At 57.7% G+C, this 25,640-nt stretch carries 26 protein-coding genes and 1 pseudogene; 15 read left to right on the top strand and 12 right to left on the bottom strand.

Features of this window, described 5'->3' with window-relative positions:
• The first annotated feature begins 5 nt into the window (after positions 1–5).
• From ACR3EN_RS18240 to ACR3EN_RS18205, 8 genes are all read left to right on the top strand, one after another.
• The gene (locus ACR3EN_RS18240; RefSeq protein ID WP_480820497.1) at positions 6–755 is read left to right on the top strand and encodes an SDR family oxidoreductase; all 750 of its coding nucleotides are present in this window, start codon (positions 6–8) and stop codon (positions 753–755) included.
• Between the two features lie 15 nt (positions 756–770).
• The gene (locus ACR3EN_RS18235) at positions 771–1,616 is read left to right on the top strand and encodes a fumarylacetoacetate hydrolase family protein (RefSeq protein WP_480820499.1); all 846 of its coding nucleotides are present in this window, start codon (positions 771–773) and stop codon (positions 1,614–1,616) included.
• Entirely contained in the window at positions 1,613–2,902 is a 1,290-nt protein-coding gene (locus tag ACR3EN_RS18230; RefSeq protein WP_480820501.1) for an L-fuconate dehydratase, read from the top strand. The genes ACR3EN_RS18235 and ACR3EN_RS18230 overlap by 4 nt, the downstream gene beginning before the upstream one ends.
• Positions 2,903–2,972: 70 nt before the next feature.
• The gene (locus ACR3EN_RS18225; RefSeq protein ID WP_480820502.1) at positions 2,973–3,947 is read left to right on the top strand and encodes a sialic acid TRAP transporter substrate-binding protein SiaP; all 975 of its coding nucleotides are present in this window, start codon (positions 2,973–2,975) and stop codon (positions 3,945–3,947) included.
• Positions 3,948–4,007: 60 nt separating this feature from the next.
• Positions 4,008–4,544, top strand: coding sequence for a TRAP transporter small permease (locus tag ACR3EN_RS18220; protein ID WP_480820504.1), 537 nt, complete (start codon positions 4,008–4,010; stop codon positions 4,542–4,544).
• Positions 4,535–5,815, top strand: coding sequence for a TRAP transporter large permease (locus tag ACR3EN_RS18215; protein WP_480820506.1), 1,281 nt, complete (start codon positions 4,535–4,537; stop codon positions 5,813–5,815). Before ACR3EN_RS18220 ends, ACR3EN_RS18215 begins: the two co-directional genes overlap by 10 nt.
• A 27-nt stretch (positions 5,816–5,842) precedes the next feature.
• Positions 5,843–6,808: an aldo/keto reductase gene (locus tag ACR3EN_RS18210; protein ID WP_480870449.1), complete on the top strand. Its 966-nt coding sequence runs from the start codon at positions 5,843–5,845 to the stop codon at positions 6,806–6,808.
• A 112-nt stretch (positions 6,809–6,920) separates the two neighbouring features.
• Positions 6,921–7,199: a hypothetical protein gene (locus ACR3EN_RS18205; RefSeq protein ID WP_480820510.1), complete on the top strand. Its 279-nt coding sequence runs from the start codon at positions 6,921–6,923 to the stop codon at positions 7,197–7,199.
• Between the two features lie 225 nt (positions 7,200–7,424).
• Here the strand turns inward: ACR3EN_RS18205 and ACR3EN_RS18200 are convergent, their stop codons facing one another.
• From ACR3EN_RS18200 to ugpB, 5 genes are all read right to left on the bottom strand, one after another.
• Positions 7,425–8,117: a DUF1045 domain-containing protein gene (locus ACR3EN_RS18200; RefSeq protein ID WP_480820512.1), complete on the bottom strand. Its 693-nt coding sequence runs from the start codon at positions 8,115–8,117 to the stop codon at positions 7,425–7,427.
• Positions 8,118–9,088: 971 nt separating this feature from the next.
• Positions 9,089–10,138, bottom strand: a complete 1,050-nt coding sequence (ugpC, locus tag ACR3EN_RS18195) for a sn-glycerol-3-phosphate ABC transporter ATP-binding protein UgpC (RefSeq protein ID WP_480820514.1) — start codon at positions 10,136–10,138, stop codon at positions 9,089–9,091.
• A gap of 3 nt (positions 10,139–10,141) precedes the next feature.
• Positions 10,142–10,978, bottom strand: a complete 837-nt coding sequence (gene ugpE / locus ACR3EN_RS18190; RefSeq protein ID WP_480821334.1) for a sn-glycerol-3-phosphate ABC transporter permease UgpE — start codon at positions 10,976–10,978, stop codon at positions 10,142–10,144.
• 20 nt (positions 10,979–10,998) lie between these two features.
• Positions 10,999–11,880: a sn-glycerol-3-phosphate ABC transporter permease UgpA gene (gene ugpA / locus ACR3EN_RS18185; RefSeq protein WP_480820516.1), complete on the bottom strand. Its 882-nt coding sequence runs from the start codon at positions 11,878–11,880 to the stop codon at positions 10,999–11,001.
• 61 nt (positions 11,881–11,941) lie between these two features.
• Positions 11,942–13,252, bottom strand: a complete 1,311-nt coding sequence (gene ugpB, locus ACR3EN_RS18180) for a sn-glycerol-3-phosphate ABC transporter substrate-binding protein UgpB (protein WP_480857993.1) — start codon at positions 13,250–13,252, stop codon at positions 11,942–11,944.
• Between the two features lie 171 nt (positions 13,253–13,423).
• On the opposite strand from ugpB, the gene ACR3EN_RS18175 reads away from it, so the two are divergent.
• The 4 genes from ACR3EN_RS18175 (at position 13,424) to ACR3EN_RS18160 (ending at position 16,207) form a co-directional block, all read left to right on the top strand.
• Entirely contained in the window at positions 13,424–14,347 is a 924-nt protein-coding gene (locus ACR3EN_RS18175) for a LysR substrate-binding domain-containing protein (RefSeq protein WP_480820520.1), read from the top strand.
• 338 nt (positions 14,348–14,685) lie between these two features.
• Positions 14,686–15,327 (top strand): Crp/Fnr family transcriptional regulator, encoded by a 642-nt coding sequence (locus tag ACR3EN_RS18170; RefSeq protein WP_480820522.1) that lies wholly within the window; start codon positions 14,686–14,688, stop codon positions 15,325–15,327.
• Between the two features lie 65 nt (positions 15,328–15,392).
• Positions 15,393–15,593: a YgaP family membrane protein gene (locus ACR3EN_RS18165; protein WP_480820524.1), complete on the top strand. Its 201-nt coding sequence runs from the start codon at positions 15,393–15,395 to the stop codon at positions 15,591–15,593.
• Positions 15,590–16,207 (top strand): rhodanese-like domain-containing protein, encoded by a 618-nt coding sequence (locus tag ACR3EN_RS18160; RefSeq protein WP_480820526.1) that lies wholly within the window; start codon positions 15,590–15,592, stop codon positions 16,205–16,207. Before ACR3EN_RS18165 ends, ACR3EN_RS18160 begins: the two co-directional genes overlap by 4 nt.
• Before the next feature lie 241 nt (positions 16,208–16,448).
• On the opposite strand, the pseudogene ACR3EN_RS18155 reads toward ACR3EN_RS18160, so the two are convergent.
• Positions 16,449–17,944 (bottom strand): annotated as a pseudogene (locus tag ACR3EN_RS18155) (aldehyde dehydrogenase (NADP(+))).
• A gap of 300 nt (positions 17,945–18,244) precedes the next feature.
• On the opposite strand from ACR3EN_RS18155, the gene ACR3EN_RS18150 reads away from it, so the two are divergent.
• Positions 18,245–18,646 carry a DM13 domain-containing protein gene (locus tag ACR3EN_RS18150; RefSeq protein ID WP_480820530.1) on the top strand — a complete coding sequence of 134 codons (402 nt, stop codon included), beginning with the start codon at positions 18,245–18,247 and terminating at the stop codon, positions 18,644–18,646.
• Positions 18,647–18,684: 38 nt separating this feature from the next.
• Positions 18,685–19,107 (top strand): hypothetical protein, encoded by a 423-nt coding sequence (locus ACR3EN_RS18145; protein WP_480918472.1) that lies wholly within the window; start codon positions 18,685–18,687, stop codon positions 19,105–19,107.
• Positions 19,108–19,190: 83 nt separating this feature from the next.
• On the opposite strand, the gene ACR3EN_RS18140 is transcribed toward ACR3EN_RS18145, so the two are convergent.
• Positions 19,191–20,057 (bottom strand): SGNH/GDSL hydrolase family protein, encoded by an 867-nt coding sequence (locus ACR3EN_RS18140; protein WP_480820534.1) that lies wholly within the window; start codon positions 20,055–20,057, stop codon positions 19,191–19,193.
• Positions 20,058–20,099: 42 nt separating this feature from the next.
• Positions 20,100–20,963, bottom strand: a complete 864-nt coding sequence (locus tag ACR3EN_RS18135) for an SGNH/GDSL hydrolase family protein (RefSeq protein WP_480820536.1) — start codon at positions 20,961–20,963, stop codon at positions 20,100–20,102.
• A 276-nt stretch (positions 20,964–21,239) separates the two neighbouring features.
• Between ACR3EN_RS18135 and ACR3EN_RS18130 the strand changes: the two genes are divergently transcribed.
• On the top strand, positions 21,240–21,473 hold the full coding sequence (locus ACR3EN_RS18130) for a hypothetical protein (protein ID WP_480820538.1): 234 nt from the start codon (positions 21,240–21,242) through the stop codon (positions 21,471–21,473).
• 32 nt (positions 21,474–21,505) lie between these two features.
• Here ACR3EN_RS18130 and ACR3EN_RS18125 read toward each other — a convergent pair whose 3' ends face one another.
• From ACR3EN_RS18125 to ACR3EN_RS18110, 4 genes are read right to left on the bottom strand one after another with little or no spacing between them, the layout of a single operon-like run.
• The gene (locus ACR3EN_RS18125) at positions 21,506–23,017 is read right to left on the bottom strand and encodes a mannitol dehydrogenase family protein (protein WP_480870446.1); all 1,512 of its coding nucleotides are present in this window, start codon (positions 23,015–23,017) and stop codon (positions 21,506–21,508) included.
• A complete protein-coding gene (locus ACR3EN_RS18120) occupies positions 23,017–23,790 on the bottom strand; it encodes an L-iditol 2-dehydrogenase (RefSeq protein ID WP_480820542.1) in 774 nt (257 codons plus the stop codon). The genes ACR3EN_RS18125 and ACR3EN_RS18120 overlap by 1 nt, the downstream gene beginning before the upstream one ends.
• The gene (locus ACR3EN_RS18115; protein ID WP_480820544.1) at positions 23,787–24,791 is read right to left on the bottom strand and encodes an ABC transporter ATP-binding protein; all 1,005 of its coding nucleotides are present in this window, start codon (positions 24,789–24,791) and stop codon (positions 23,787–23,789) included. The genes ACR3EN_RS18120 and ACR3EN_RS18115 overlap by 4 nt, the downstream gene beginning before the upstream one ends.
• 12 nt (positions 24,792–24,803) lie before the next feature.
• Positions 24,804–25,634 carry a carbohydrate ABC transporter permease gene (locus ACR3EN_RS18110; RefSeq protein WP_480528231.1) on the bottom strand — a complete coding sequence of 277 codons (831 nt, stop codon included), beginning with the start codon at positions 25,632–25,634 and terminating at the stop codon, positions 24,804–24,806.
• Between the last annotated feature and the right edge of the window lie 6 nt (positions 25,635–25,640).

The following is a 25,640-nucleotide window of genomic DNA, read 5'->3' as shown; positions in this document are numbered from 1 at the left end:
ACGACATGACCAAAGCACAGGGCCGTCTGGCCGGAAAGAAAGCGCTGATTACTGCCGCAGGGCAGGGCATTGGCCGCGCCAGCGTCGAGAAATACGTGGCCGAAGGCGCGCAGGTGATTGCCTGCGATATCAACGATGCAACACTTGCGGAACTGGCTGCAATCGAGGGCGTGACGGCTCTGAAGCTGGACGTCACCAATGCAGACGCCGTGGCCGAGGTCGTCGCGACCGCCGGAGCGCTGGACGTGCTGTTCAACTGCGCAGGGTTCGTTGGGGCCGGGTCCATTCTGGAATGCGACGATGACCAGTGGGATTTCAGCTTTGATCTGAACGTCAAGGCGATGTACCGGCTGGCCAAGCTGGTTCTGCCGGGCATGTTGGAAAATGGCGGCGGCTCGATCATCAATATGTCTTCGGTCGCTTCGTCGATGAAAGGCGTGCCGAACCGCTTCTCGTATTGTGCATCCAAAGCGGCCGTGATCGGCCTGACTAAATCCATCGCTGCTGACTTCATCACGCAGGGCATCCGCTGCAACGCAATCTGCCCCGGTACCGTCGACAGCCCCAGCCTGCATGACCGCCTGCGCGCCACCGGCGACTATGAACAGGCAATGAAAGACTTCATCGCGCGCCAGCCCATGGGTCGCATCGGCCACGCGGATGAGATTGCCGCCTTGGCCGTCTATCTGGCCAGCGATGAGACCGCATTCACCACCGGACAGACTTTCGCCATCGATGGCGGCTGGACCGTTTGATCAGGGAGATTTGAGATGAAACTGCTGCGTTACGGTCCGGTTGGACAAGAAAAACCCGGCCTGATGGATGAAAACGGCGCGATCCGCGATCTGTCTGGCAAAGTCAGCGACATCGCGGGCGACGCGTTGTCGGATGCCGGGCTTGATGCCCTGCGCGCTTTGGATGTGAATGCGCTGCCGGTGGTCGAAGGTGCGCCGCGTATCGGCGCATGCGTCGGGCAAGTGGGCAAGTTCATTTGCATCGGCCTGAACTATGCCGACCACGCCGCTGAATCCGGCATGGCGCTGCCCGAAGAACCTGTGATCTTCTTCAAGGCGACCTCGGCGATCATCGGCCCCGATGACACCGTGGAAATCCCCCGCAACTCGGTCAAGACCGACTGGGAGGTCGAGCTGGGCGTGGTGATCGGCAAGCACACCAAATACGTCTCAGTCGAGGACGCGCTGGACCATGTGGCGGGTTATTGCGTGGTCAATGACCTGTCCGAACGGGACTTTCAGCTGCATCGCTCGGGCCAGTGGGTCAAGGGCAAGTCTGCCGACACGTTCGGCCCAATCGGCCCCTGGCTGGTGACGCGGGATGAGGTGCCGGACCCGCAGAACCTGCCGATGTATCTTGAGGTGAACGGGCATCGCTATCAGGACGGCTCGACCAAGACGATGCATTTTGATGTGGCGACTGTGATCTCGCACCTGTCGCAATTCATGTCGCTGCAGCCCGGCGATGTGATCTCGACCGGGACGCCTCCGGGTGTGGGTATGGGGCAAAATCCGCAAACCTATCTGAAGCCCGGCGACACCATGGAGCTGGGGATCGAAGGGCTGGGCGTCCAGCGTCAAACCGTGGAGGCAAGCAAATGACCCGTATCACAGGCATTCGCACCGAAGACCTGCGTTTCCCGACCTCTGACAGTCTGGACGGGTCGGATGCGATGAACCCCGATCCCGATTACTCGGCGGCCTATGTGGTTCTTGAGACCGATGGCGCGCATGAGGGCCATGGCCTGACCTTCACCATCGGGCGCGGCAATGAGATCTGCGTGGCCGCGATCGAGGCGCTTGGCGCGCTGGTCACTGGATTGGAACTGAACTGGATCACCGAAGATATGGGCCGGTTCTGGCGTCATATCACCGGCGACAGCCAGCTGCGCTGGATTGGCCCCGACAAGGGCGCGATCCATCTGGCCACCGGCGCGGTCGTGAACGCCGCGTGGGATCTGTGGGCCAAAGAGGCGGGCAAGCCCGTCTGGCAACTGGTTGGCGAGATGAGCCCCGAAGAGATCGTGCGCTTGATCGACTTCCGCTATCTGACCGATGCGATCACGCCGGACGAGGCGCTGGCGCTGCTGCGCGCGGCCGAGCCCGGCAAACAGGACCGTGTCGCAAAGCTGAAGGCCGAGGGCTATCCCTGCTACACTACCTCGGCGGGCTGGCTGGGCTATTCCGACGACAAGCTGCGTCGCCTGTGCCGCGAGGCCAAGGACGCAGGCTTTACCCACACCAAGTTCAAAGTGGGCCGCGATCTGGATGATGACATCCGCCGCCTGACCATCGCGCGCGAAGTGCTGGGCGAAGACATGAACATCATGATCGACGCCAATCAGGTGTGGGAAGTGGATCAGGCCGTCGACTGGGTCAAGGCCCTGTCCTTTGCGCAGCCCTTCTTCATCGAAGAACCCACCAGCCCCGACGATGTGTTCGGCCACAAGGCGATCCGCGAAGGGGTGGCTCCGGTCAAGGTAGCCACTGGCGAGATGTGCCAGAACCGGATCATCTTCAAGCAGTTCATCAAGGAAGGTGCGATCGACATCGTTCAGATCGACAGCTGCCGGATGGGCGGATTGAATGAGGTGCTGGCGGTCATGTTGATGGCGGCGAAATACAACCTGCCGGTCTGGCCCCATGCCGGGGGCGTGGGCCTGTGCGAATACGTTCAGCATATGTCGATGATCGACTACGTCGCGATCTCGGGCGAGAAGGACAGCAAACGGATCGAGTTCGTGGACCATCTGCACGAGCACTTCATCGACCCCTGCGTCGTCAAGAACGGAGCCTACATGGCGCCCACGCAACCTGGGTTCTCGATCGAGATGAAACCCGAAAGCATCAGAGATTTCCGGTTCCTGCCTCAACTGGCAGCGGAATAACCCCCCGCCGTCTGACCCTAAAAGCAACAACAGTCGGGCGGCTTATCACCCAACCTGGAGGAAAGACAAAATGTTGAACTTTGGTAAAACGGCCTTTGGGGCCGCCTGTATTGTTGCGCTTGGCGCAACGGCTGGTCTGGCACAGGAGACGCTGCGTTTTGGCCATGTGTATGAGGCCTCGACGCCTTATCACGCCGCCGCTGTGAAGGCCGCCGAGCTGCTCGAGGAAAAGACCGACGGTCGCTACAAGATGGAAGTGTTCCCGGCCTCGCAGCTGGGCAAAGAGGCTGCGCTGAACGAGGCGCTGTCGTTGGGCACGGTCGACGCAATCTATACTGGCGTTGCGTTCCTCGGTCAGTCCTATGGCCCGATCAGCATCTCGGATTATCCGTTCACCATGCGGTCGTATGACCACTGGAAAGCCTATGTGAACTCGGACCTGTTCGATGAGATGGCCGGTGAATACAAGAACATCTCGGGCAACACGATTGCGACCATGACCTATTATGGCGCGCGTCATGTCACCTCGAACAAGCCGATCCTTGCGCCCGGTGACATGGAGGGTCTGAAGATCCGCACGCCGAACGCGCCTGCCTATCAGATGTTCCCCGAAGCAACGGGCGCGAACCCGACGCCCATGGCCTTTGCCGAAGTGTATCTGGCCCTGCAGCAAGGTGTTGTGGACGCTCAGGAAAACCCGCTGCCGACCATCCAGTTCAAGAAATTCTATGAGGTGCAGTCGAACATCAACCTGACCGGTCACATCACCAACTCGCTGGCCGTCGTGGTCTCGCCCGTAACGCTGGCCAAGATGGGTGACGATGGACAGGCTCTGATTGACGCGCTGGCCGAAGCCGCCTCGGCTACGTCGGACGAAATCGTGCAGTCCGAGGCCGAACTGGCCGATTGGTTCCGCGCGCAGGGCGTGAACGTGAACGAAGTGGATCGTGCGCCCTTCATGGCAGCGGTTGCACCTTTGCTGAGCGGTGACACCGTTCCGTGGGATGCTGAGACCTTCGAACGTCTGCAAGCGATCCAGGAATAAGACGCCCTGCCGGACCCGGCGTCGTTCCGGGTCCGGCCTTTATGCACGAGGTATGTCCCGATGTCCGACGCCCCGCCCGAAATAGACTTTGACGCCCTAGCCGCCGAAGATGACGCGCATTTTCGGAACTATCGCATCACCGTGGCCGATTATGGCCTGCTGGCGCTGTTCGGTTTGCTGTTCGGCGTGGTCTTCTTGCAGTTCTTCACCCGCTATGTGCTGAACGATTCCATCGCCTGGACCGAAGAAGCGGCGCGGTATCTGCTGATCCTTATGGGTTTTGCCGGTGCGATCCGGTGTCAGGCTGTCGGCAGCCATATCGTGTTGGAATTCGTCGATAAATACTATGGCCGCCTGCTCAGCTGGGTGCATGTCTTTGCACTGATTGCGACCTTCGTTCTGTTCGCCGTCATCATCTGGTCGGCGTGGGAGCTGATCCAGCGCACCTCGTTCCAGCAAATGGTCTCGTTGCCATTCCCGAAATACTACCTGCACACCGCGGTCATGATACTGGCGGTCGGGAATCTGGGGGTTGTCACCTATCAGATCGTCGCGCGGGTGAAGCAGCTGAAGGAAGGCGTCGACAAATGGGCCTGATTATCCTTTTCGTATCCCTGTTCGGCCTGATGCTGATGCGCGTGCCGATCGCCTTTTCGCTGGCGCTGTCGTCCTTTGCGTACATCCTCTATTCCGGTCTACCGCCGGTGTTGTTGATGCACAACATGGTCAACGGGATGGACAGCTTCCCGCTGCTGGCCATCCCGTTCTTCATTCTGGCCGGAGCGCTGATGAATTCCGCCGGGATCACCGCGCGCATCTTCGGCTTTGCCCGCGCCATCGTCGGATGGATGCATGGCGGTCTGGGCCATGTGAATGTGGGCGCTAGCATCATCTTTGCCGGCATGTCGGGAGCTGCGGTTGCTGATGCCGGGGGCCTTGGTGCGATTGAAATCAAGGCCATGCGCGAAGCCGGCTATGACGACGACTTCAGCGTTGGAGTCACCGCAGCCTCGTCGACCATCGGGCCCATCATCCCGCCCTCGCTGCCTTTGGTGATCTTCGGGGTGATGGCCTCGGTTTCGATCGGCAAGCTTTTTGTCGCCGGGATTGTGCCGGGTCTTCTGATGGCACTGTCGCTGTCGGTCATGATCTGGTGGATGTCGCGCACGCGGAACTATCCGCGCGACGTGAACTTCAGCCCTTCGGTCATCGCCACGCGGTTCAAAGCCGCATTCCTGCCGCTGATGACCCCGGTCATCATCGTGGGCGGCATCGTCTCGGGGGCCTTCACCCCGACCGAAGCCGCCATCGGGGCCGCCGCCTATGCGCTGATCCTCGGCACTTTGGTCTATCGAACGCTGACGGTTCGGAAACTGGCCGTGATCTCACTGGAGACCATCGAGACAACAGCAGCGATCATGATGATCGTGGGCGCGGCCTCGGTCTTTGCCTGGATCCTGACCGCCAATCAGGTCGCTGCACATTTCGCTGAATTCGTGCTGTCCTTCACCGACAGCAAGGCCGTTGTGCTATTGCTGATCATGGCCGTGGTGCTGATCGTTGGCCTGTTCATGGAGACCATCGCCGCGATCTCGATCCTTGTGCCTGTACTGATGCCGGTGGCTGCGCAGTTTGGCATCGATCCGGTGCATCTGGGGATCATCGTCATTCTCAATCTCATGCTGGGGTTGCTGACCCCGCCGGTCGGCATGGTGCTGTTTGTTCTGTCGCGCGTGTCAAAAGTTCCGTTCGAGCAATGTGTCCGCGCGACTCTGCCGTTTCTGGTGCCTTTGCTGGGTGTGCTGCTTATGCTGACCTTCGTACCGTCGCTGGTGCTGTGGCTGCCGAATCTGCTTTATGGATCGTAAGATCTGGTCAGTTTCTTGGAGACAAAGATGAAAACCAACCAAATCGGTAACACCGACCTGAAAGTGACCGAACTGTCCTTTGGTTGCGCCAGCATTGGCAACCTCTACCGTGAAGCCTCGGACGCGGATGTAAGGGATGTCCTGAACACCGCGTGGGAGGCTGGAATTCGGTATTTTGACACGGCCCCGCATTATGGGCGCGGCCTGTCGGAACAGCGTTTGGGTCAGTTTTTGTCGGGCAAGCCCCGGTCGGACTATGTGATTTCGACCAAGGTTGGCCGGGTGCTGTCACCGGGTCAAGCGATGGCCGAGGCGGACGGGTTCGTAAACCCGCTGCCCAATGACGTGCGTTATGACTATTCGGGCGACGGGATCGAGGCTTCGCTGGAAAGCAGTCTGGAGCGACTGCAGACCACCATGGCGGACATCGTATTTGTGCATGACATCGGTACCTACACCCATGGTGCCGACAACGCGGCCCAGATGGAGGCGTTTCTGGGCAGCGGGTACGACCGGTTGGTGAAGCTGAAGGAACAGGGCCGCATCCGTGCGTTTGGTCTGGGGGTGAACGAAAACGAGATCTGCCTTGATGTCATGAACCATGGCCCGATTGACGTCATCCTGCTTGCAGGCCGCCTGACGTTGCTGGATCGTTCAGCCGAAGAGGCCCTGACCGCGCAATGCCATGCGCAAGGTACCAGCCTGGTCCTCGGAGGCGTGCTGAACTCGGGCATCCTTGCCACCGGCCCGGTGGAAGGCGCGACTTATGATTATCAGCCAGCCTCGCCTGAAATTCTGGACCGTGTCCGGGTGCTGCAGGACAAGGCCGAAGGGCTTGGCCTGCCATTGGCGACGGCCGCATTGCACTTTGCCAAGTCGCATGAACTGACGTCGTCGGTTCTGATTGGCACGTCCAAAGCCAAAAGCCTTACGAGAAACATCGAGGCACTGGCGCAAACAACACCTGATGAGTTCCACACGGTTTTCCGATAAGGGCCGTCACGGGCATTGAAATTCGGCGCTTGCTTCAGCTAACGATACCTATATCCGTTATCGAGCCATACGGCCCCGGTCGAAAAACACAGTGCCTATGGAGGGCCCCAAGATGCTGAAACATGCCCTTCTGTTGTCTGCGCTGAATCTCGCTGCGGCCTGCGTGGACGACAGGGATCAGGCTGCGACAACCGTTTCTTGGGAGCAGGCCGTCGAATTGATCAGCGGAGGTGAAGTTGTTTCGGCGGTTCAGGCGCATAGTCGGTTGGTGACGCTGACCCTGCGTGATGGCTCGGTCGAAACAACGATAGAACCCGAGCTGGACGATCTGTTCGATGTGGTCCGCGATTGCGGCAGCCCATGTGGCACTATCGCGTTGGCCTCGGAGTGACCAAATTAGCATCTGAAGCGTTTTGACTGGCATCAGCACCAACGGGACAGTTTGGGGGCCAGAGGATATCTGTCTGTCGGAGCCGAATATCGTCGGCCACGATTCCCTTGGACCGACTTCGGTATTTCCATCCGATGGTCAGCCTTAAGATTGCACGTTTGTTTCGTCCGCCGTTTGGATCGCGTCAGCAGCGGTACCTAGGTCGGTGCTTTGACGCCTGCCTCCTCAGCCGGAAAGGGCGTAGCGATGGAGCAGATGAAAGCGCCCATCTTCGGCCTCACCCATCAACGCCAAATCGGCGATTGAAAACTGTGTAGGTAGCAGCGGTGCCAGCCGCATGTCCAGAACATCTTGCACGCGGGCCAACTCGGCCTTGGCCAGTCGACCGGTGAGCGTGATGTGAAATCGGAACGAGTCCATGACAAACGGATAGCCCCATTTCGTCAGGTTAACCTGTTGCGTAGGCGTCAGTGTCGCTTTGCGTCGCCTTGCCAGTTCGGCCTCGGTTGATGGAGCGCGGAAGCGATCCAAATCTTGCACACAGGTTGCTGCCAGTGCGTCCAAAGCAGGAGTGTGTGCCGCAGGTTGCAGGGCCAGAAAGCGTCCCAACCGCGCAATCTCGAACCCGTCCAGCGCGACCGGCGACAGGCCAAATGCCATCTTGCTGCAGGCGTTGCGCAAGTCGTCAAAGCGGTACTGTGGATGCAGTCTGAAAGGAGGTTTCATCGTCGCGTGCAAACCGTATTTACGCGGCGTTTCCGTGATGGCGGCACAATCTATCCCGCCCAGCTCGACCGGATCCGGATGCGGAACCACTTGGCTGGTTTCGGCATTCCACCCTAGCCATCTGGTTGCGAATTCCGCCCAGGCGGTCCCGGCAGGCGGGACGAAATAGATCGCGTGTCGGGTGAATGCCACTCCGGTCTCCTGTACTATCGATGCTCTTTTTCGAGCCTGAGGTTAGCGTAAATCCTACCACTAAGGACAATTTGGTCTGTATCGTCCGACGTACTGTCCGAACTAGCACACAAGCAGGGCCCGTACGACTGTTCTCCGAAGCCAAAATGGGCCCGCAGCAGAGAGGGTGCTTGAATGACCGTCAACAGACGTTGCATGCACCACTAAAGAGGAAGGGCGATTGCTTGAAAGCCAGCGGTTCGTTGCGCTTTGCGCTGGGTGAGTGTGATATCGCTAAATAATTAGCGAAAGGGGCAAGGTAAAAGCGGCGCTTACGATCAGAAACCCGGTGGCATTAGATCAGGCTATTGAGGTGTTAGTGATCCGGATAAGCAAAGAATGGAATATGGAACGGCGGTTCAGGTGCGAGAGGGCCCTCGGACTGATGCAATGGTTAGAAAAGACCGCGAGGAGTAGTTCAGTAAAACGCGAATCCACGCAATTCACCTTACAGGCTTCATAAGCAAACTGAATGAACAGGGGCAGGCTAATAAGGTATTTCGCGCCCGATGCTCAAGATACGACGGCCCCGGGGTTTTGCTGGTCGGCAGGGTTTGATCATCCGATCCTGCAAAGCACGGACGTCATGGTCCGGTTAGGACGTGGTTACTGTTTTTGGACCTGGGGTGCTGTTTCCCGGATCGTTCTACCCGGACTGTGGGCGTAGACACCAACCATCGCAACGACGACAAACTTCGTTGTCCCAGACAGAAAAAGCTGCAACTTGAGGAACATAAGTCGCGAGAATTCCAAACAAGCGACTGACCGCCGCCCAGGGCTCAAAGTGCGTCCCGTACTCTTGCCTGATACAATTGTTCAGAGATGCAAGGTTACTCTTGTCTGATGCAGCCGTTTTTCTTCTGAGTATTACCATTCAAAGCTTCATATGCTCGGCCTGATAGCGGGGTGACAATTCTGTCGAGACCGTCGCTTTACAGTCGTCTGCCGGTTGCATCGTCGAACAAATGCACATGCGCTGGGGAGACAGAGAACTGCATCTTCTGATGGTGACCCTCGATGGGGTGGACGCCGGGCAGGCTGACGGTGATTGCCATTCCAGAATCTGCCAGATGGCCATGTAACAACGTGTTGGCCCCCAATGGTTCCGCCATCTGGACGGTGGCCTCCAGTGGGCCGTTGTCATCCATGGCCAGATGCTCTGGTCTCACACCAAGTTTGAGCGCGGTATCCTCACCTTCAGACAGGGCGATTTCGGTATCTTTGATCTTGATCACCCCGTTTTCACGGCGAGCCTCGAAGATATTCATCGCCGGGCTGCCGATGAACTGCGCGGCAAAAAGCGATTTCGGTGTCTCATAGACCTCCAGTGGTGTTCCGATCTGTTCGGCCACACCCGCGTTCATTACAATCATCCTGTCCGCCATGGTCATCGCTTCGACCTGATCATGCGTGACATAAAGAGATGTAATGCCCAGTTTTTCCTGAAGCTCTCGGATCTCAAGGCGCATCTGAACGCGCAGCTTGGCGTCCAGGTTCGAAAGTGGTTCATCAAACAGAAAAACGGCCGGTTCACGGACAATGGCCCGCCCCATGGCAACCCGCTGACGCTGACCACCGGACAACTGGCGCGGCTTGCGATCCAGCAAGGGTTCCAGCTGCAGAAGCTTCGCCGCCTCAGTCACTTTCTGATCGATCTGGTTTTTGGGCAAACCCGCGATCTTGAGGCCATATCCCATGTTCTGTCGCACCGACATATGGGGGTAGAGCGCATAGTTCTGAAACACCATCGCGATGTCACGGTCCATCGGTTCTTTATCATTGGCGCGGTCCCCGCCGATGCGAATTTCGCCCGAGGTCACGGTTTCCAACCCCGCCACCATCCGTAGTAGAGTGGATTTTCCGCAGCCAGATGGTCCAACAATGACGATGAATTCTCCGTCGGCGATGTCGATGTCGATGCCGTGGATCACATCTGTCGGACCGAAGCTTTTCTTGACGTCTTGCAGGGTAACAGGTGCCATTGCTTATTTCTCGCTATCGACAAGGCCGCGCACAAACAGCTTTTGCATGGATACGACGACGATAACCGGCGGGATCATCGCCAGGATCGAGGTGGCCATGATTGTCGGCCAGTGCGCAAAATCATCGCCAGAGGGGAACATCTGTTTGATGCCCATCACGATGGTGTTCATCTCGGGATCTGTGGTGATCAGCAGCGGCCACAGATATTGGTTCCAGCCATAGATGAACAGGATCACGAACAGCGCAGCGATATTGGTGCGGCTCATGGGCACGACGATATCGACAAAAAACCGCATTGGGCGGGCTCCGTCCACGCGCGCCGCCTCGGCCAGCTCGTCGGGTATAGTCAGAAAGAACTGCCGGAATAAGAAGGTAGCCGTAGCCGAAGCGATCAGCGGGAAGATCAGCCCCGAATAGCTGTTGAGCATTCCGAAACCGGCCACGACCTCGAAGGTCGGGACGATCCGCACTTCGACCGGTAGCATGAGGGTGATAAAGATCATCCAGAAAAAGGTCTGACGACCGGGAAAGCGGAAATAGACAATCGCAAAGGCCGATAGCAGCGAGATGATGATTTTGCCCACGGCGATGCCGATGGCCATCACCAGGCTGTTGAACAGCATCGTGGCCACGGGCACGTTGACGCCGGAAAACAACGCGGCCTTGTAGTTCACCCAGAACTGGTCCCCCGGCATCACCGGCATGGGCGGTGACACGATATCGGCCTGCGTCACGGTCGAGGCCACAAAGGCCAGCCAGATCGGGAAGAAGATGACCAGAACGCCGAGGATCATGAACGCATGAGTCAGCCAGATCCCCGCGCCGCGTTTCTCGACCATTCCGTGCTGTTGGGCGGCCATCAGTAATGCACCCTCTTCTCCACGTACTTGAACTGGATGACGGTCAGCAGACCAACCACGACCAGCAAGATCACCGATTGGGCCGAGGACGACCCCAGATCCTGCCCCACGAACCCATCGGAGAATACCTTGTACACCAGAATGGTCGTAGCCTGCTGTGGTCCGCCCGCGGTGATCGTGTGGATGACCCCGAAGGTTTCAAAAAACGCATAGACGACATTCACAACCAGTAGGAAGAAAGCGGTTGGTGACAAGAGCGGCAATACGATGGTGAAGAACCTGCGCCAGAAGCGGGCACCGTCGATTGCCGCAGCCTCGATCACCGATCTGGGGACCGATTGCAGTGCGGCGAAGAAGAACAGGAAGTTGTAGCTGATGCGCCCCCAGGCCGAGGCGACAACGACCAGACCCATCGCCTCGGTTCCGTTCAGGACGTGGTTCCAGTCATAGCCAAGCTGACCCAGATACCACGAGATCACCCCGACACGGGTATTGAACATGAACAGCCATAGAACTCCGGCCACTGCGGGGGCGACGGCATAGGGCCAGATCAGCAGTGTCCGGTAGACGCCCGAGCCTTTGATCAGCCGGTCGGCCAATACCGCCAGAAATAGCGCCGGGATCATCGAGCAAAGTGTGACAAGGGTTGAAAACACAGCCGTCGTTACGAAAGAGGCGCGATAGAACTTGTCGCTGAGTAGGAATTCAAAATTGCCCAGACCTACGAACTGAGACGATAGCCCGAATGGATCGGGGATGAACAAAGACTGCCAGATAGCCTGACCGGCCGGGTAAAAGAAGAAAACCGCCGAGATGATGACCTGCGGCGCGATCAGAGCGATTGGCAAAAGCCAGCCGCGAAAGGTGACGCGTTTTTCCATCTTATTCGCCCATCAGCAGCTAGATATGTGGGCCCTAGAGGGGCCCACATATGCCCAGAGTTCAGCGATTTGCGGATTCAAACCGGCGCAACAACGCGTCACCGCGTTCTTTTGCGCTGTCCATTGCCTCTTGCGCGGTTTTTTCACCGGACCAGATCGCCTCAAGCTCCTCATCAATGATGCCGCGGATCTGATCGAAAGACCCAAGACGCAGGCCCTTGGAATTGGCGGTCGGCTCTTTCGCGGTCATCTGGATCACGGCAATGTCGGTGCCCGGGTTTTCCTCGTAGAACCCGGCATTGCGTGTCTCGACACCCGCTTCGGCGGTAATCGGCAGATAGCCGGTGTTCTGGTGCCAGTCGGCCTGAACTCCCGAGGTCGACAGGAAGCTGAGGAACTCGCCCACGCCCTTATATGCGTCGGCATCATGGCCTTCCATCACCCAAAGCGAGGCACCGCCGATGATCGTATTCTGCGGCTCACTGATCACGCCAGACCAATAGGGCAGTGGACGCACGTCGAAGTCGAACTGGGCCTCGGCCTTGATGCCCGCATAGCCCGCCGAGCTTTCGGTAAACAGTGCGCATTCACCGGACCGGAAGTTTGCGCCCCCTTCATTGCGGCGACCGGTATAGATGAATTTGCCATCCTTGGCCCAATCGCCCATCGCGCTCAGATGCGCGACCTGGGTGGGTCCGTTCAGCATCAACTCGGTATCCAATCCGGCAAAGCCGTTGTCCTTTGAGGCGAACGGTACGTCGTGATAGGCGGACAGGTTCTCGAGGTGAATCCAGCTTTGCCACGCGGTGACCAGCGGGCAGTCTTCGCCCCCGGCCTTCAATTGATCCAGAACTGCGTCGACATTTTCCCATGTGGACAGGTCCGTGTCGGGATCAACGCCCGCCGCTTCGAAAGCGTCGCGGTTGACCCACAATACCGGCGTGGACGAGTTGAAAGGCAAGGACAGCATGTCGCCGTCTGTCGTTGTATAGTAGCCTTTGACGGCACCGATATAGGCGTCGGGATCAAAGGATGCACCGCTTTCGGCCATGACCTCAAAAACCGGTTTGATAGCACCTTCGGCGGACATCATCGTAGCGGTACCGACCTCGAACACCATCAGGATATGCGGCTGCTCACCGGCGCGAAACGCCGCAATCCCCGCGTTCAGAGTTTCCGAGTAGTTGCCCTTGTGGCTTTCCACCACGACGAATTCATCCTGACTGGCGTTGAATTCCTCGACCTGGGCTTTGACCAACTCACCCAACCGGCCCGTAAAGGCGTGCCAGAACTGAACTTCGGTCTGTGCCATTGCCGCCACCGGAGACAAAGCAGTTGTTACGGCAAGAGCGCCGAGAAAATTCTTTTTCATGATTCCTCCCATGCATCTGACGTGATGCTTCGTTGAATACCGCGCGCAAGGCGTAGACGGCACACATGACAATTTCACGACGTTAACGGCACAAGATTATAATTCAAGTCTGATCTGTTGGATAAAAAATAACATAATGTTATGAAATGCTGTAAATGACAGGAAACGTCAATGAACCAAACACTTCGGATCCGGCAACTGGAGGCTTTGATGGCCGTGGCCACCAATGGTTCTGTTACTGCGGCTGCTGTTGATCTGGGCGTCAGTCAACCGGCTGTCAGCAGGCTGCTGTCTGATCTCGAAAAGGGGCTTGGCTTTCAACTTTTCGATCGGCGTGAAGGTCGGTTGGTGCCAACACAAGAGGTTCGCTATCTCTTGCCCAGCGTCGAGCGGGTTCTTGAGTTGATGAAGCAGATTTCCGATGTCAGTCAGGATATTACGCAGCGCAAAGCGGGGCATATCCGTGTAGCCTGCCTTCCCGGTTTTGCCACCAGCCACTTGCCGGACGTCATCGCCTCGTTTCTGAAAGATCGACCCGGCGTAACGTTGACGATTGAACCGGACAGACCCGAGCGCATTCTCGAGTGGATGATCGGCGAACAGTATGATTTTGGGATCACAGACAGTTTCAACGGTCATCCAGCGGTTGAAAGCAACAATATCGATGTCCGAACAGTCTGCGTTTTTCCGGCTGGCCACGATCTACAATTCCTGCCCGAAGTGACACCGGCCGACTTGGCTGACAGCAAGATAATTCACACACGGCGTGACAGCGATTTTTTCGGGCGACTTTTCAGGGCCTTTCAGAATGCCAATGTAGAGCTGAACTCGCATATCGAAGTCAGGCAGTTTACGGCGGCTTGCGAACTGGCCGTAAAAGGCGCGGGGGTATCTGTCGTAAGCGAGCTGGACGCTGTGCAATACACCTCGCGCGGTTTGGATTTTCGGCCCTTCCGGCCGGCATTACCACATACGCTTTCGCTGGTTCGCCCGGTTTTGAAGCAACCGTCTCTGGTTACGTTGGAGTTCATAGAGCAGTTCAAAGATAGCCTGGTCCCGTTCGCAGCTCAGCCGGTCGGGCGGTCATCAGTATGAAAATCATCCCGCCGCCCGAGCCGATGCTGCTTAGCGCGCGCTTTTGTATGAGCACAGTGGATGGTCAATCTCTGGCGACGGGGTTCGGCGTTGCAGGCAGGCAGATATTCACGAAGAAATCATCCCATCGCTGGGTGAAATCGTTGCATTATGGCGCTGGCCAGAGGGGCTGGTGGTGCAGGGTTTAGGCCGCGTGAAAGTGCACGAATGTCGCGCAGTCCACGGGGCCGTTCTCTGGACCATCTGCAGCCGCGCGGTTTGTCACAGGTCATCGAGTTTTCTGCGACATAGGGCATATATTGGCAGGTGAACAAAAAAGACCAAACGGAGAAGCGGCGGTGACCTTGCAAAACTGGACCGAAGCCGTACTGAAGCGCCTCGAAGCCGAGGGAACGCGATTGGATGTCCCGGACGGTGCTGAGCTTTTCGCACCCGGAGCCTACGGCGAGGTTTTTCTGATCGTGCGCGCCGGGGTCGTCCGCGTCGAGCAAACCAGCCAATCAGGGCGAACGGTGGTTCTGTACCGTGTCGGGCCGAACGACAGCTGTGTGATGACCACCTCCTGCATGTTGTCGGATACGCCTTATTCGGGGTTTGGATATGCCGAGGGCGCAGTGAGCGCACTTGCCATTGGTAAAGAACGTTTTAGCGCTCTGCTTGCCTCGGACGCCGAGTTTAGGTCTGCGGTGTTTCTTGCATTTTCACAGCGAATTGTAGAGCTGTCCGAGGTGATCGATGATTTGCTGCTGAACCGTATGGACCAAAAGCTGGCGCAATGGCTTGTCGAGCAAGGCAGCCAGCGCGCGGATATTCGGACCACCCATCAGCGCATCGCGGCGGAATTGGGCAGTGCGCGCGAGGTGATGTCCAGAATTCTCAAGGATTTTGAGCGCCGGGGCTGGTTGCGGTTGGAGCGAGGCGCCATTCATGTGCTTGCGCTTGAGCCGCTGAGACGCCTGGCCCGGTCCGATACTGTGTGATCCTGTCACATAACCAGACATCAAGAGCTGCGAGTCTCTGTCCTGCATAACAAGGAGATTCGATCATGCAATTCACCTCTAACGTCGGTTCGGCTGACCGCTTGCTACGCCTGGTTTTGGGAGGCGCTTTGATGCTGCTGGCTTTGACCGGATTTATCGGTCCTTGGGGATGGCTGGGCGCAGTCTTTGTTGTGACGGCGTTCCTGAAGTTCTGCCCAATCTATGCGATGCTGGGGCTATGCACTGACAAGAATGTAAGCCAATGAGTGGGCGAAATGCTGCGACCCGTCGCAGGGTCCTGAAATTGGGGGCGGCCAGCGTGCTGGCTGGCCCGGTTTCGGTAGCCTCGGCCGCGGGTCAGATTGAAACGGCGGTCAACCCAAAGAAACTCAGCGATCGCCAGCGTACGCCTCAGGGCCTGTATTTGCGCCCGATCGAAGCCCACGAGGCCCTCCAGCGCGATCCCTCGATCCTGTTTGTGGATGTCCGCGACCCGATCGAGATTTCGTTTGTTGGACACCCTCATGGCTTGGACAAGATCATTCCGCTGGGTGTTGTGACGCATCAGGTGGATCCAAACAGTGCTCAGTACCGGATGGCCAACAATCCGAACGTTGTGGCCGAGTTCAATGCGTTGCTCGCGGAGAAGGGTAAAACCCGAGACGCCACAGTTTTTGTCACGTGCCGTTCCGGGGCGCGGTCGGCTGTGGCGGCGCGGATGCTGTTTGAGGCGGGCTACACTCAGGTCTGGAACCTGATCGAAGGGTTCGAGGGTGACAGGAATTCAAGCGGGGTGCGGGCCGTGAATGGCTGGCGTAACGCTGGCCTGCCTTGGGGGTACCGGCTTGCACCCGGAGTCGCGTGGACACCGTCGGGGTGAGGGCGGTGGCGGTCGAAACCGCTTTAGGCCAGCCCTCGATGCCTGCTGCTTAGCAAGTTCCTCCGGATCTAGGTGCCACATCATGATCAATCATGTGGCACCTGGTCTTTCGATGGCAGGCGGCGGTCCAGTTTGGGAGGGACATCGGACATCCGTCCCCTAAGTGGCGCGTGGTCCGTGGCGTATCAGCCAGCTTTCTGAGACACCGATAACGACCAGCGGTCCTGTGGTTTTTGGTTCGTCACGAATTGACCGTGAACTCACCGGGTAAGTTCTGGTAGCAAACCGGTCTCAGGAAACGCCGGATCGACAATGTGCCCACGCTGGTGGCCCCAAAGTTCGTTGATGCAGGATAAGGGCCGCCATGCACCATGCTGTCGGCGACTTCAACACCTGTGGGAAATCCGTTGAACAAAACGCGCCCGGCTTTGCGCTCCAGCACCGGCAGCAGAGTTTTCACATGGGCACTGTCGTCCTGGTTCATATGTACGGTAACGGTCAACTGTCCATCCAAGCTGCGCGCGATGCGGGCGAAATCGGCCACATCTTTGGTGACAACCACAATGCCCAAGGGGCCAAAGACTTCGTGTGACAAAATCGGATTTGCTTCGAAAGTGTCCGAGGAAACCCGGTAGAGAAAGGCGCCCACGTCACGGGTCCCGGCTGCTCCGGTGACCAAGGTTGTTACCCCGGGAACAGAACCGATATGGTCATGACCTTCGCGGAATGCCCGGGCAATTCCATCTGTCAGCATGGTTTGCGGGGATGTTTTTGCAATGCCTCAGAAGCTTCGGCGATAAATGCATCGGCATCAGGCCCTTCGGTAACCAATACGATCCCCGGATTGGTGCAGAACTGGCCCGCCCCCATGGTCAAGGACCCGGCCCAGCCGCGCGCAATTTCGGTGCCGCGTGTCTTGAGGGCTTCGGGCATCAGGAACATCGGGTTGACCGAGCCCAGCTCGCCGAAAAACGGGATCGGCTCATCGCGGGCCGCACAAAGGTCGAACAAGGCGCGCCCGCCCCGCAGGGACCCGGTAAAGCCAACCGCTTTGATGAATGGGTTTTGGACCAGCGCGCCACCGACTTCGACGCCGCCATCGTGCACAAAGCTGAAGACTCCGGGGTGCAGGTCAAGCGCTTGTCGGGCGGCATCGATCGCCTCGGCCACGATCTCGCCTGTGCCCGGATGCGCGGGGTGGCCTTTGACCACCACCGGACAGCCCGCCGCCAAGGCAGCAGCTGTATCGCCGCCGGCGGTCGAAAAGGCCAAAGGGAAGTTCGATGCGCCGAAGACCGCCACCGGGCCGATCGGGCGCTGTACCATCTTCAAGTCCGGACGTGGCAGAGGCTGACGATCTGGCAGGGCCGTGTCGTGGCGATAGTCGAGGTAAGCGCCATCGCGGATATGGGCGGCGAACAGGCGCAATTGCCCCGTGGTCCGCCCACGCTCACCCTCAAGCCGTGCCGCAGGCAACCCGGTCTCTGCACAACCAATTTCCGTAATCTCCGCGCCGCGCTTTTCGATCTCGTCTGCGATACGCTCCAGAAAGGCCGCCCGGTCTTTGCGCGTTGAATAGCCGTAGGACCAAAAAGCGTCTTCGGCCGCTGTGCAGGCTTTTTCGACCAGTGCCGGTGTGCCCGCCGAATAGGTTCTGGCCGCGCCGCTTACCGGGCTGGATCGAAACTCGCCCTCACCTGCGGTCCATGTTCCGGCAATCAGGCTGTGTCCGTTCATCTCGTCTTCCTCAGATCAATTTGCTTGCAGCAAGGTTTGCCATCAATGCGTTGGTTCCGAAAGACCATGGTGCGCATTCGGTTGAGAAGATCTAAGGACCGGAAGGGCCGGGTTCGATGTATCCTATCTTTTGGGTGGTGCCAGGGCGCGTCCGACGGCCCGTCCTAATTCCAAACGCTTGTTGCAGACCAAGATCGGATTGTTTCAGCTTCTCAACTTCCCTCGACGTGATTTGAATTGGCAGCGACGCAGTAGTCTGCGCAGCATCTTCATACGTTAGATTGAGATAGGAAATTCACCATGACACTCAAACGGCGCCAATTCGTGAAGCTTGGCCTTGCTTCCACGGCTCTGCTCTCGCTTGGAACACCTTCTGCATTCGCCGGAGACAAAGCCCGCACCGGCAGTCTGTCCGGTCGCCGCGGCTACAATGTGAAGGGGACGGTGTCGGTCACCGGCGATACCGTCACACTCAAGAGCGATTATGTCTTTGATCCCGGAAAGAACCCACCTGACATCAAGATCGGTTTCGGCAACGGAGAAACCTATGCCAAGGGGTCTAAGATCCACGACAAACTGACCGTCAAAAAGGGTGAAGCGTCCTTTAAGATCCCGGCAGGGATCGACACTTCCAAATATGACGAACTTTACATCTACTGTGAAAAGTTCACTGTCATTCTGGCAGTAGCGCCGCTTAGCTAAGGCTCAGCCCGGACGCTTTTGAAAGGCCGCCTGGTGATGTGGGCGGCTTTTCTTTGGCACAGGCATCTCGGAGGGCAGGTGTGTATCGGAACGACTCCTTTTTCGACCTGTCACTTTTGGGACAGCTTGGACTGGCTTTTCTGAGTTTCGTCCTGTTCGTGCTGATGGTGCTATTGGCACGACGACTTTCGTCTTGTCATCGGATTTGGATCCGGGTTGCCGGGGCGCTAGGGCTTTTCGGTTTGTTTGTGTGGCTGTCCCCACAAATCTATTACATGTACTATCGTCTGATTATTCCCGATCTGCCGTTGCAATGGGTTATTTGGCCTATCCGCGATCCGCTTAGGCCTCTGATGATGCTGGCGTTCTCCTATGAGCACAACCTCAGCGCCCATGGGCAGGGAGTACTGGGATGGGCGATCCTACTGGCAGCGATCCTGCCGCAACGGCAAGCCAGTTGATCCTACCTGTGCGACGGCCGCGCGATGCGGCCAGCTTGCGTCTTGTTATTGCGCAGCGCAGGTTGGGCCGTGTCGAAAACAAGCTAGCTTTGTTCCTTTGTCGGCTCGATCTGGTCGAAAATAGCTGAACATATCTGGTCCATTTCAAGGGCAAAGAAGTTTTTGGCAGCCGCTTGGTTTGGATGATAGGGGTCTTTGACCATGCCGTTCTTGTTCAGACGAAAATAGTGTTTGTTGCCTTGGTTGGCCGCAACGGTTTCAGGGGTCGCACCGGGCACGAATGAGCACCGCAATCCGGTGGCTTTGAACGCATCCATCAGGTTCATTTGTGCCCGCAGACGCAGATCGACGATCTTTTTCTTATATGCCGGGGCGGTGGTCATAAAAATACATGGCAGGTCGGGTGGCAGCTGTGCTTGCAGGCGCTCAACATCCCTGACGGCGGCCTCTGGGCTATTCGCCCACCGCTTGGCCGAGTTGCCCAGAAATGACATCAGGATCAGTTTGGGATCATAGTACCCATCGCGCAGCATCTCTTCGAGAGGCGAGGTTTTGGCCGCGCAAAACTGATATTCCTTCCCCTGACCGATTTGCACGTATTTGTTCCCGGTCCTGTTCACGAACCCATACGCGCCCGCGTTTACATTCCATTTGGGGTCAACTTCGCAAATGGTGTCCTTGGCCGAGCCTGAGCGCGCTGTCCACGAGTCGATCGAACTGGACCGGACGCCAATCACCCCGACGCGCATTTCCCCCAGGCGTTTAAGGTTCTTTTTCTGCTCGTCGTCGGGGTGGCAGTGGTTCTTGATGTCACTGAAAAACTCAAGAAACGCGGGCCCCGAGCCGAACGATATCTGGCTATCGCCGATGATCAGAATCTCGGGCGAGGTGAACTCTTCAGCGCTTAAACCGGGCGTGGCAATGGCCATGGCACATGCGACCGCAAACATCTTTCCAAGCACCTGAATATCCCCCTTCAGTAGTTGATGCCTTTACTTCAAGACCGAAAACAGTGCCTTGCAGATCTCGTCTGTATTTATGTCAAGAAACTTCCGGACCGCAGCCGGGCTTGGGTGATGCGGGTCCTTGACGCGCCCGGCTTCGTTGCGGCGAAAGTAGATGGGTTTCCCTTCGATCGCGTTACGCGTCTTCAGGTTGAACCCCTCGACAACGGCGCATTGCTTACCCGCTTGTCGAAAGGCACGCGCAATTTCGCTTTGTGCTTTCGTGCGCTTGTCGTTTGTCTCTTTCAGATAGACAGGGACGCTTGAGATAAACACGCAAGGGATATCATCCGGGATCTGTTCAAGCGTGCGGCGGGCATCCTCTTGCGCAAGCTTTGGTGTGTTCGCCCAGCGATCCGCTGAATTACCCAGAAATGTCAGCACCAACAAACCGGGCCTATAATAGCCGTCGTCGAACATCGCTTGGAACGGCGTCCTTTTTGATTTGCAGAACTGGTAGGATTTGCCCTTGCCGATTTGGATGAAGACCCGGTCCGGGTTGCCGTCAATGCCATAGGCGCCGGCATTAACACCATATTTCTTGTCGACATCACAGATTGCACCTTTCGAAGTGCCACCAGTGACCGTCCATGATTGCAGCGAGGTTGATCTGACGCCGATTGCGGCTGTTTCCCGTTTCCCAAGCGCGGCCAACGCCTTTTCGCTTCCGGGGGTCATCTTGCACCGAGCTTCCAGTTGGTCGAAAAACCGCAGGTATTCCTTACCTGCGCCGAATGAGATCTGGCTGTCACCAAGGATCAGAACGTCCGGCTGGGCGGAGGCAGGTTGCATGAACAGTGCAATCGCGGTGGCCAACCAGACCCCGAAAACAGATGCTCGGAGGGATGTCACGCGCTTACCTCCATTTGCCGTGTCGTAACCTTTCCGAGTCTCGTTGATCGCACCATTCTGGGTGCTTTGCCGCTGTAACACCAATCAACACCTGGTTATGCGGGCGCGATGTCTGGGTTGGTCAATCGGGTTTCGGTGATGACGTTTACATCCCGAAGGTTCAGGAATTGCCTAGACAAGAGGTGGACAGAGCGATCTCCCGACCTGTATCTGCGCGGTTGGCGCGCGGCGTCTTTGCGCTAGGTAATGCCGTGATGGTCAAGGAACAGACACGCAATGCTGGAAGAAAAGCGCAAAGATCTGAAGTCCGAAAGGCAAAGACGCTTGCTGGGAAGGCTTGTTGAGGAGTTGAGCCAGACGGAGAGGGACCTGTACTATCGCCCGACCAGCGAAATCGCCTCTTTCATCAAGAAGTACATCGACAGCGGCGGCACTCTTCTGGAAGAGGATAAATTACTGCTCAGGCCATTGAGCCGCAGAGATATCGAGGTGCTTTTGAGCCTGCATTGACGGGAGGGTGCTGCGCCGACGGCGGGGTATGGTTAACCAGACGCCGACACCCCGCTGCAATAATCTGCGACAGCAGATCGACTTCCGTGCGCCCAGATTGTGTTCAGCCAAAAACAGAATGACCGGGAAAAATGGCTGTTGCGACCAAGATCACCGTAGTACGCGCTTTGGTCGATCCAGAGTTCTGGGTTGGTTTTGGCTGCCAATGCTGTTTTCTTCAGGTCATGCCAGTGGGGATCGTTCGGCTCGATCTGTGAAAGGTCTTCGCGCGTACCAGCGCACATCCGGCACCAGAGGGCTTCGGCAAGTGCAAGTCCGCTTGCTGAATGCCCACACCGAAGCGCATCGCGCAGGGACGGCAACAGGAACCCCGGATGGCGAGCCGAACCCTCGAACGCGACTCTGCGGGTCGTGTCTTGAATGGCGACGTTTGCAAATCGCCGCTCGACCAACTGAAGGTAGTCCCGTGGCGTGGTCCCGGGGACGGCTTCCACATGGGGCAGGATTTCGTCTTTCTGAACTTTCCTGAAGAATGCCGCGATATCGGGGTCTTGCATACAGTCGGATATGGTCGGGACATTCAAGATCTCCCCAATATTTGCGAGCAGTTGGTGACCGCCGTTCAGGATGCGCAGTTTCATGATCTCATAGCTGTGTACGTCATTGGTCAGCGTAACCCCAACCTGTTCCAAAGGTGGCCGACCGGCGCAAAAGTCATCCTCGATAACCCATTGGCGAAAGTTTTCGTGCGACACGGGCGCGTTGTCATCGACGCCAAGCCTATGGCATTGCGCTATGACCTGCTCGGTCGTGGCGGGCACGATGCAATCCACCATCGAGTTCGGGAACGCCCCGTTCCTGTCAATCCAGTCCGCCAGACCGGGATCGGATTGGCGCGCCAGACCAACGATACAATTGCGCAAGATCGTTCCGTTGCCCTGCAGGTTGTCGCAACTGAGCGCGGTGAAAGGCTTTACCCCTTGCTCTCGGCGCTGCCGCAACGCTGCTACGATGGCTCCGAAGGCGGTGCGCGGTTGATCAGCGGTCATTGAATCATGCCGAATATCTTCATGATCCACGTTAAAAACACCGGTGTTAGCATCCAGATAGTACCCGCCCTCGGTCACCGTCAGCGAAACAACCCGGATAGAGGGATCGGCCATTTTACGAACCAAAGTGGCGTTGTCTGCTTCGATCGGTAAGTAGTCGATCATTGGGCCGATCACCTCGGCTGATATCCCTTTCGGATCCAGCTCGATCAGCGTCGTCAGGCAGTCTTGTGCAAGCAGCCGCGCGCGCATCGTGGCGTCGTATTCTCGTACGCCGGCCCCGATGATCGCCCAGTCGCGGGCCTGACCATTTTGCATCAATCGGTGCATGAACCAGGCTTGATGGGCGCGATGAAAATTGCCCACGCCGATATGGATGATGCCCGGCGTCAGGTCCGAGGGCGCATATGCAGGCAGCCTGACCTGCACCGGCAAGGCGTCAAGGCTGTCGCGCCGCAGACGCACGGGGGGTTTTGCGTTCGCCACAGGGTCCATCAGCTCATCCAGTTTCCACCGTCGACGTTGTAGGTTTGTGCGACCACATACTTTGCCTCGTCCGAGGCCAGAAACACTGCCATCCCGGTCAAATCTTCCGCCCGTCCCATCCGGCCATATGGAACAGCAGCAGCCACCTCGCGCTTTTTTTGGCCCGGGGCTTTGCCCTCGTGTTTTGCGAAAAATGCGTCCACACCGTCCCAGTGTTCGCCATCCACCACGCCGGGTGCGATGGCGTTAACGTTGATCCCATGATTGATCAGGTTCAGGCCCGCCGATTGGGTCAGCGATATGATTGCTGCCTTGCTGGCGCAATACACAGCGACCAAAGGTTCGCCCCGTCGTCCGGCTTGGGACGCCATGTTGATGATCCGCCCTCTGGTTCCGTGGGCAATCATGTGGCGCGCGACAGCCTGCATTGTGAACAATGCGCCGGCGACGTTGATGTCGAACACACGGTTGTAGTCGGCGCGCTCGATCTCGACGATGGGTGCGGCGGTGAAAATGGCTGCGTTGTTGATCAGAATGTCTATTGGGCCGAACCGGGATGCGGTTTTGTCGATTGCGTCGTCAATACTCTGTTGGTTCGTCACATCCATCTCGATGGCAAGTGCGGCTTCACCGATTTGAGCGGCGGCTTCACAGGCGCGTGGGAAGTCGATATCGGCAATGGCAACGCGCGCGCCCTCTGCGACATAGGCTTTGGCAAAAGCCAGCCCGATACCGCGCGCGGCACCGGTGATCAAAGCGGTTTTGCCTGTCAGTCTTGTCATTCGATGCGCAAGCCTTTTGCGTCAAAGCGGTGGATTACATCAGCCCGGGGTGTAAGATGCACGCGGTCGCCGTGCCGAAACCCGACCTCCCCATCTGCGCGAACGGTAATTGTCTCGGCCAGACCTGTTTCGTGAACGTGAAAGAAAGTGTCCGAACCGAGGTGCTCGGAGACGCTGACAACACCAGACCAGTCGCCTTCTGTTGCCGAAACCGTAATGTGTTCCGGACGGATCCCGATGGTCTGAGCGCCATGTTTTGCGGCCTCTTCGCCCTCGATGAAGTTCATCTTGGGTGAGCCGATGAAGCCTGCGACAAACAGGTTTCGCGGCGTCCTGTATAGCTCGAGGGGGCTTCCGACCTGTTCGATCACGCCCGCCTGAAGCACAACGATCTTATCGGCCATGGTCATGGCTTCGACCTGATCGTGGGTCACGTAGATCATGGTTGTTGCAAGACGCTCGTGCAGTTCGCTGATCTCCAGCCTCATGCCAACGCGCAACGCCGCGTCGAGGTTCGAGAGCGGTTCATCAAAAAGGAATGCCGCAGGCTCGCGGACAATCGCGCGCCCGATGGCGACCCGTTGGCGTTGCCCACCCGAGAGTTGGCCGGGACGGCGATCCAGGTAGTCAGTCAGGTTCAGGACACTGGCCGCGCCTTCGACGCGCTTGTCGATCTCGGCCTGGTCCAGCTTGGCCATGCGCAGCGGAAAGGCAATGTTCTTGCGCACGGACATATGCGGATAGAGCGCATAGGATTGGAAAACCATCGCCAGTCCGCGTTTGGCGGGCGGTACATCGGTGGCGTCCGACCCGTCGATCTCGATATGGCCACTGGTGATGTCCTCCAATCCCGCGATCAGGCGCAGCAGGGTGGATTTACCGCAACCCGAGGGGCCGACAAAGACGGTGAACTCGCCATCTTCGATGGTCAGGTCCAGCGGTGGAATGACCTGCACGTCGCCGAAGCTTTTGGTCACGGACTTGAGTTGAATGCGTCCCATGTGTCGTGTTCCTTATTTCACAGCGCCGAAGGTCAGGCCGCGGACAAGTTGTTTCTGGCTGAACCAGCCAAGGATCAGGATTGGTGCAATCGCCATGGTCGAGGCCGCGCTGAGCTTGGCAAAGAACAGGCCCTCGGGGCTTGAATAGCTGGCGATGAAGGCCGTTAGTGGGGCGGCATCGACGGCGGTCAGGTTGAGGGTCCAGAATGCCTCGTTCCAAGCCAGGATGAAGTTCAGCAGAACGGTCGATGCGATGCCGGGGATGGCCATGGGCGTGAGGACGTAGAGGATTTCTTCTTTCAACGTCGCTCCGTCCATCCGCGCGGCTTCCAGAATTTCACCCGGGATCTCGCGGAAATAGGTGTAGAGCATCCAGACGATGATCGGCAGGTTGATCAGCATCAGGACGACGACCAGTCCTCCGCGCGTATCCAGCAGGCCCAACTGAATGAACAGCAGGTAGATCGGGTACAGCACGCCAACCGCAGGCAACATCTTGGTGGACAGCATCCACAACAGGATGTCCTTGGTCCGCTTGGATGGGACAAAGGCCATGGCCCAAGCTGCAGGGACTGCGATGATCACGCCCAAAAGGGTGGAACCGCCTGCTATGATGACCGAATTCCAAAGAAAGCGCATGTAATCCGAGCGTTCCTGCACGATGGCATAGTTTTCCAGCGTCCAGTCGAAGTTCAGAAAAATCGGTGGGCTGGCGATCGCCTGTGCCTCGGTCTTGAAGCTGGTCAGGATGGTCCAGAGGATCGGGAAAAAGATCAGTAATCCTACAGCCCAGGCGAGGGCGGTGTTCAGCGATTTGCGGCGGGTTGTGACAGCGCGGGCCATGGTCTT

Source organism: Ruegeria sp. G7 (assembly GCF_056535465.1).
The sequence above is the reverse complement of the archived record's forward strand: the minus strand, read 5'-3'. Positions and strand labels throughout refer to the sequence as shown.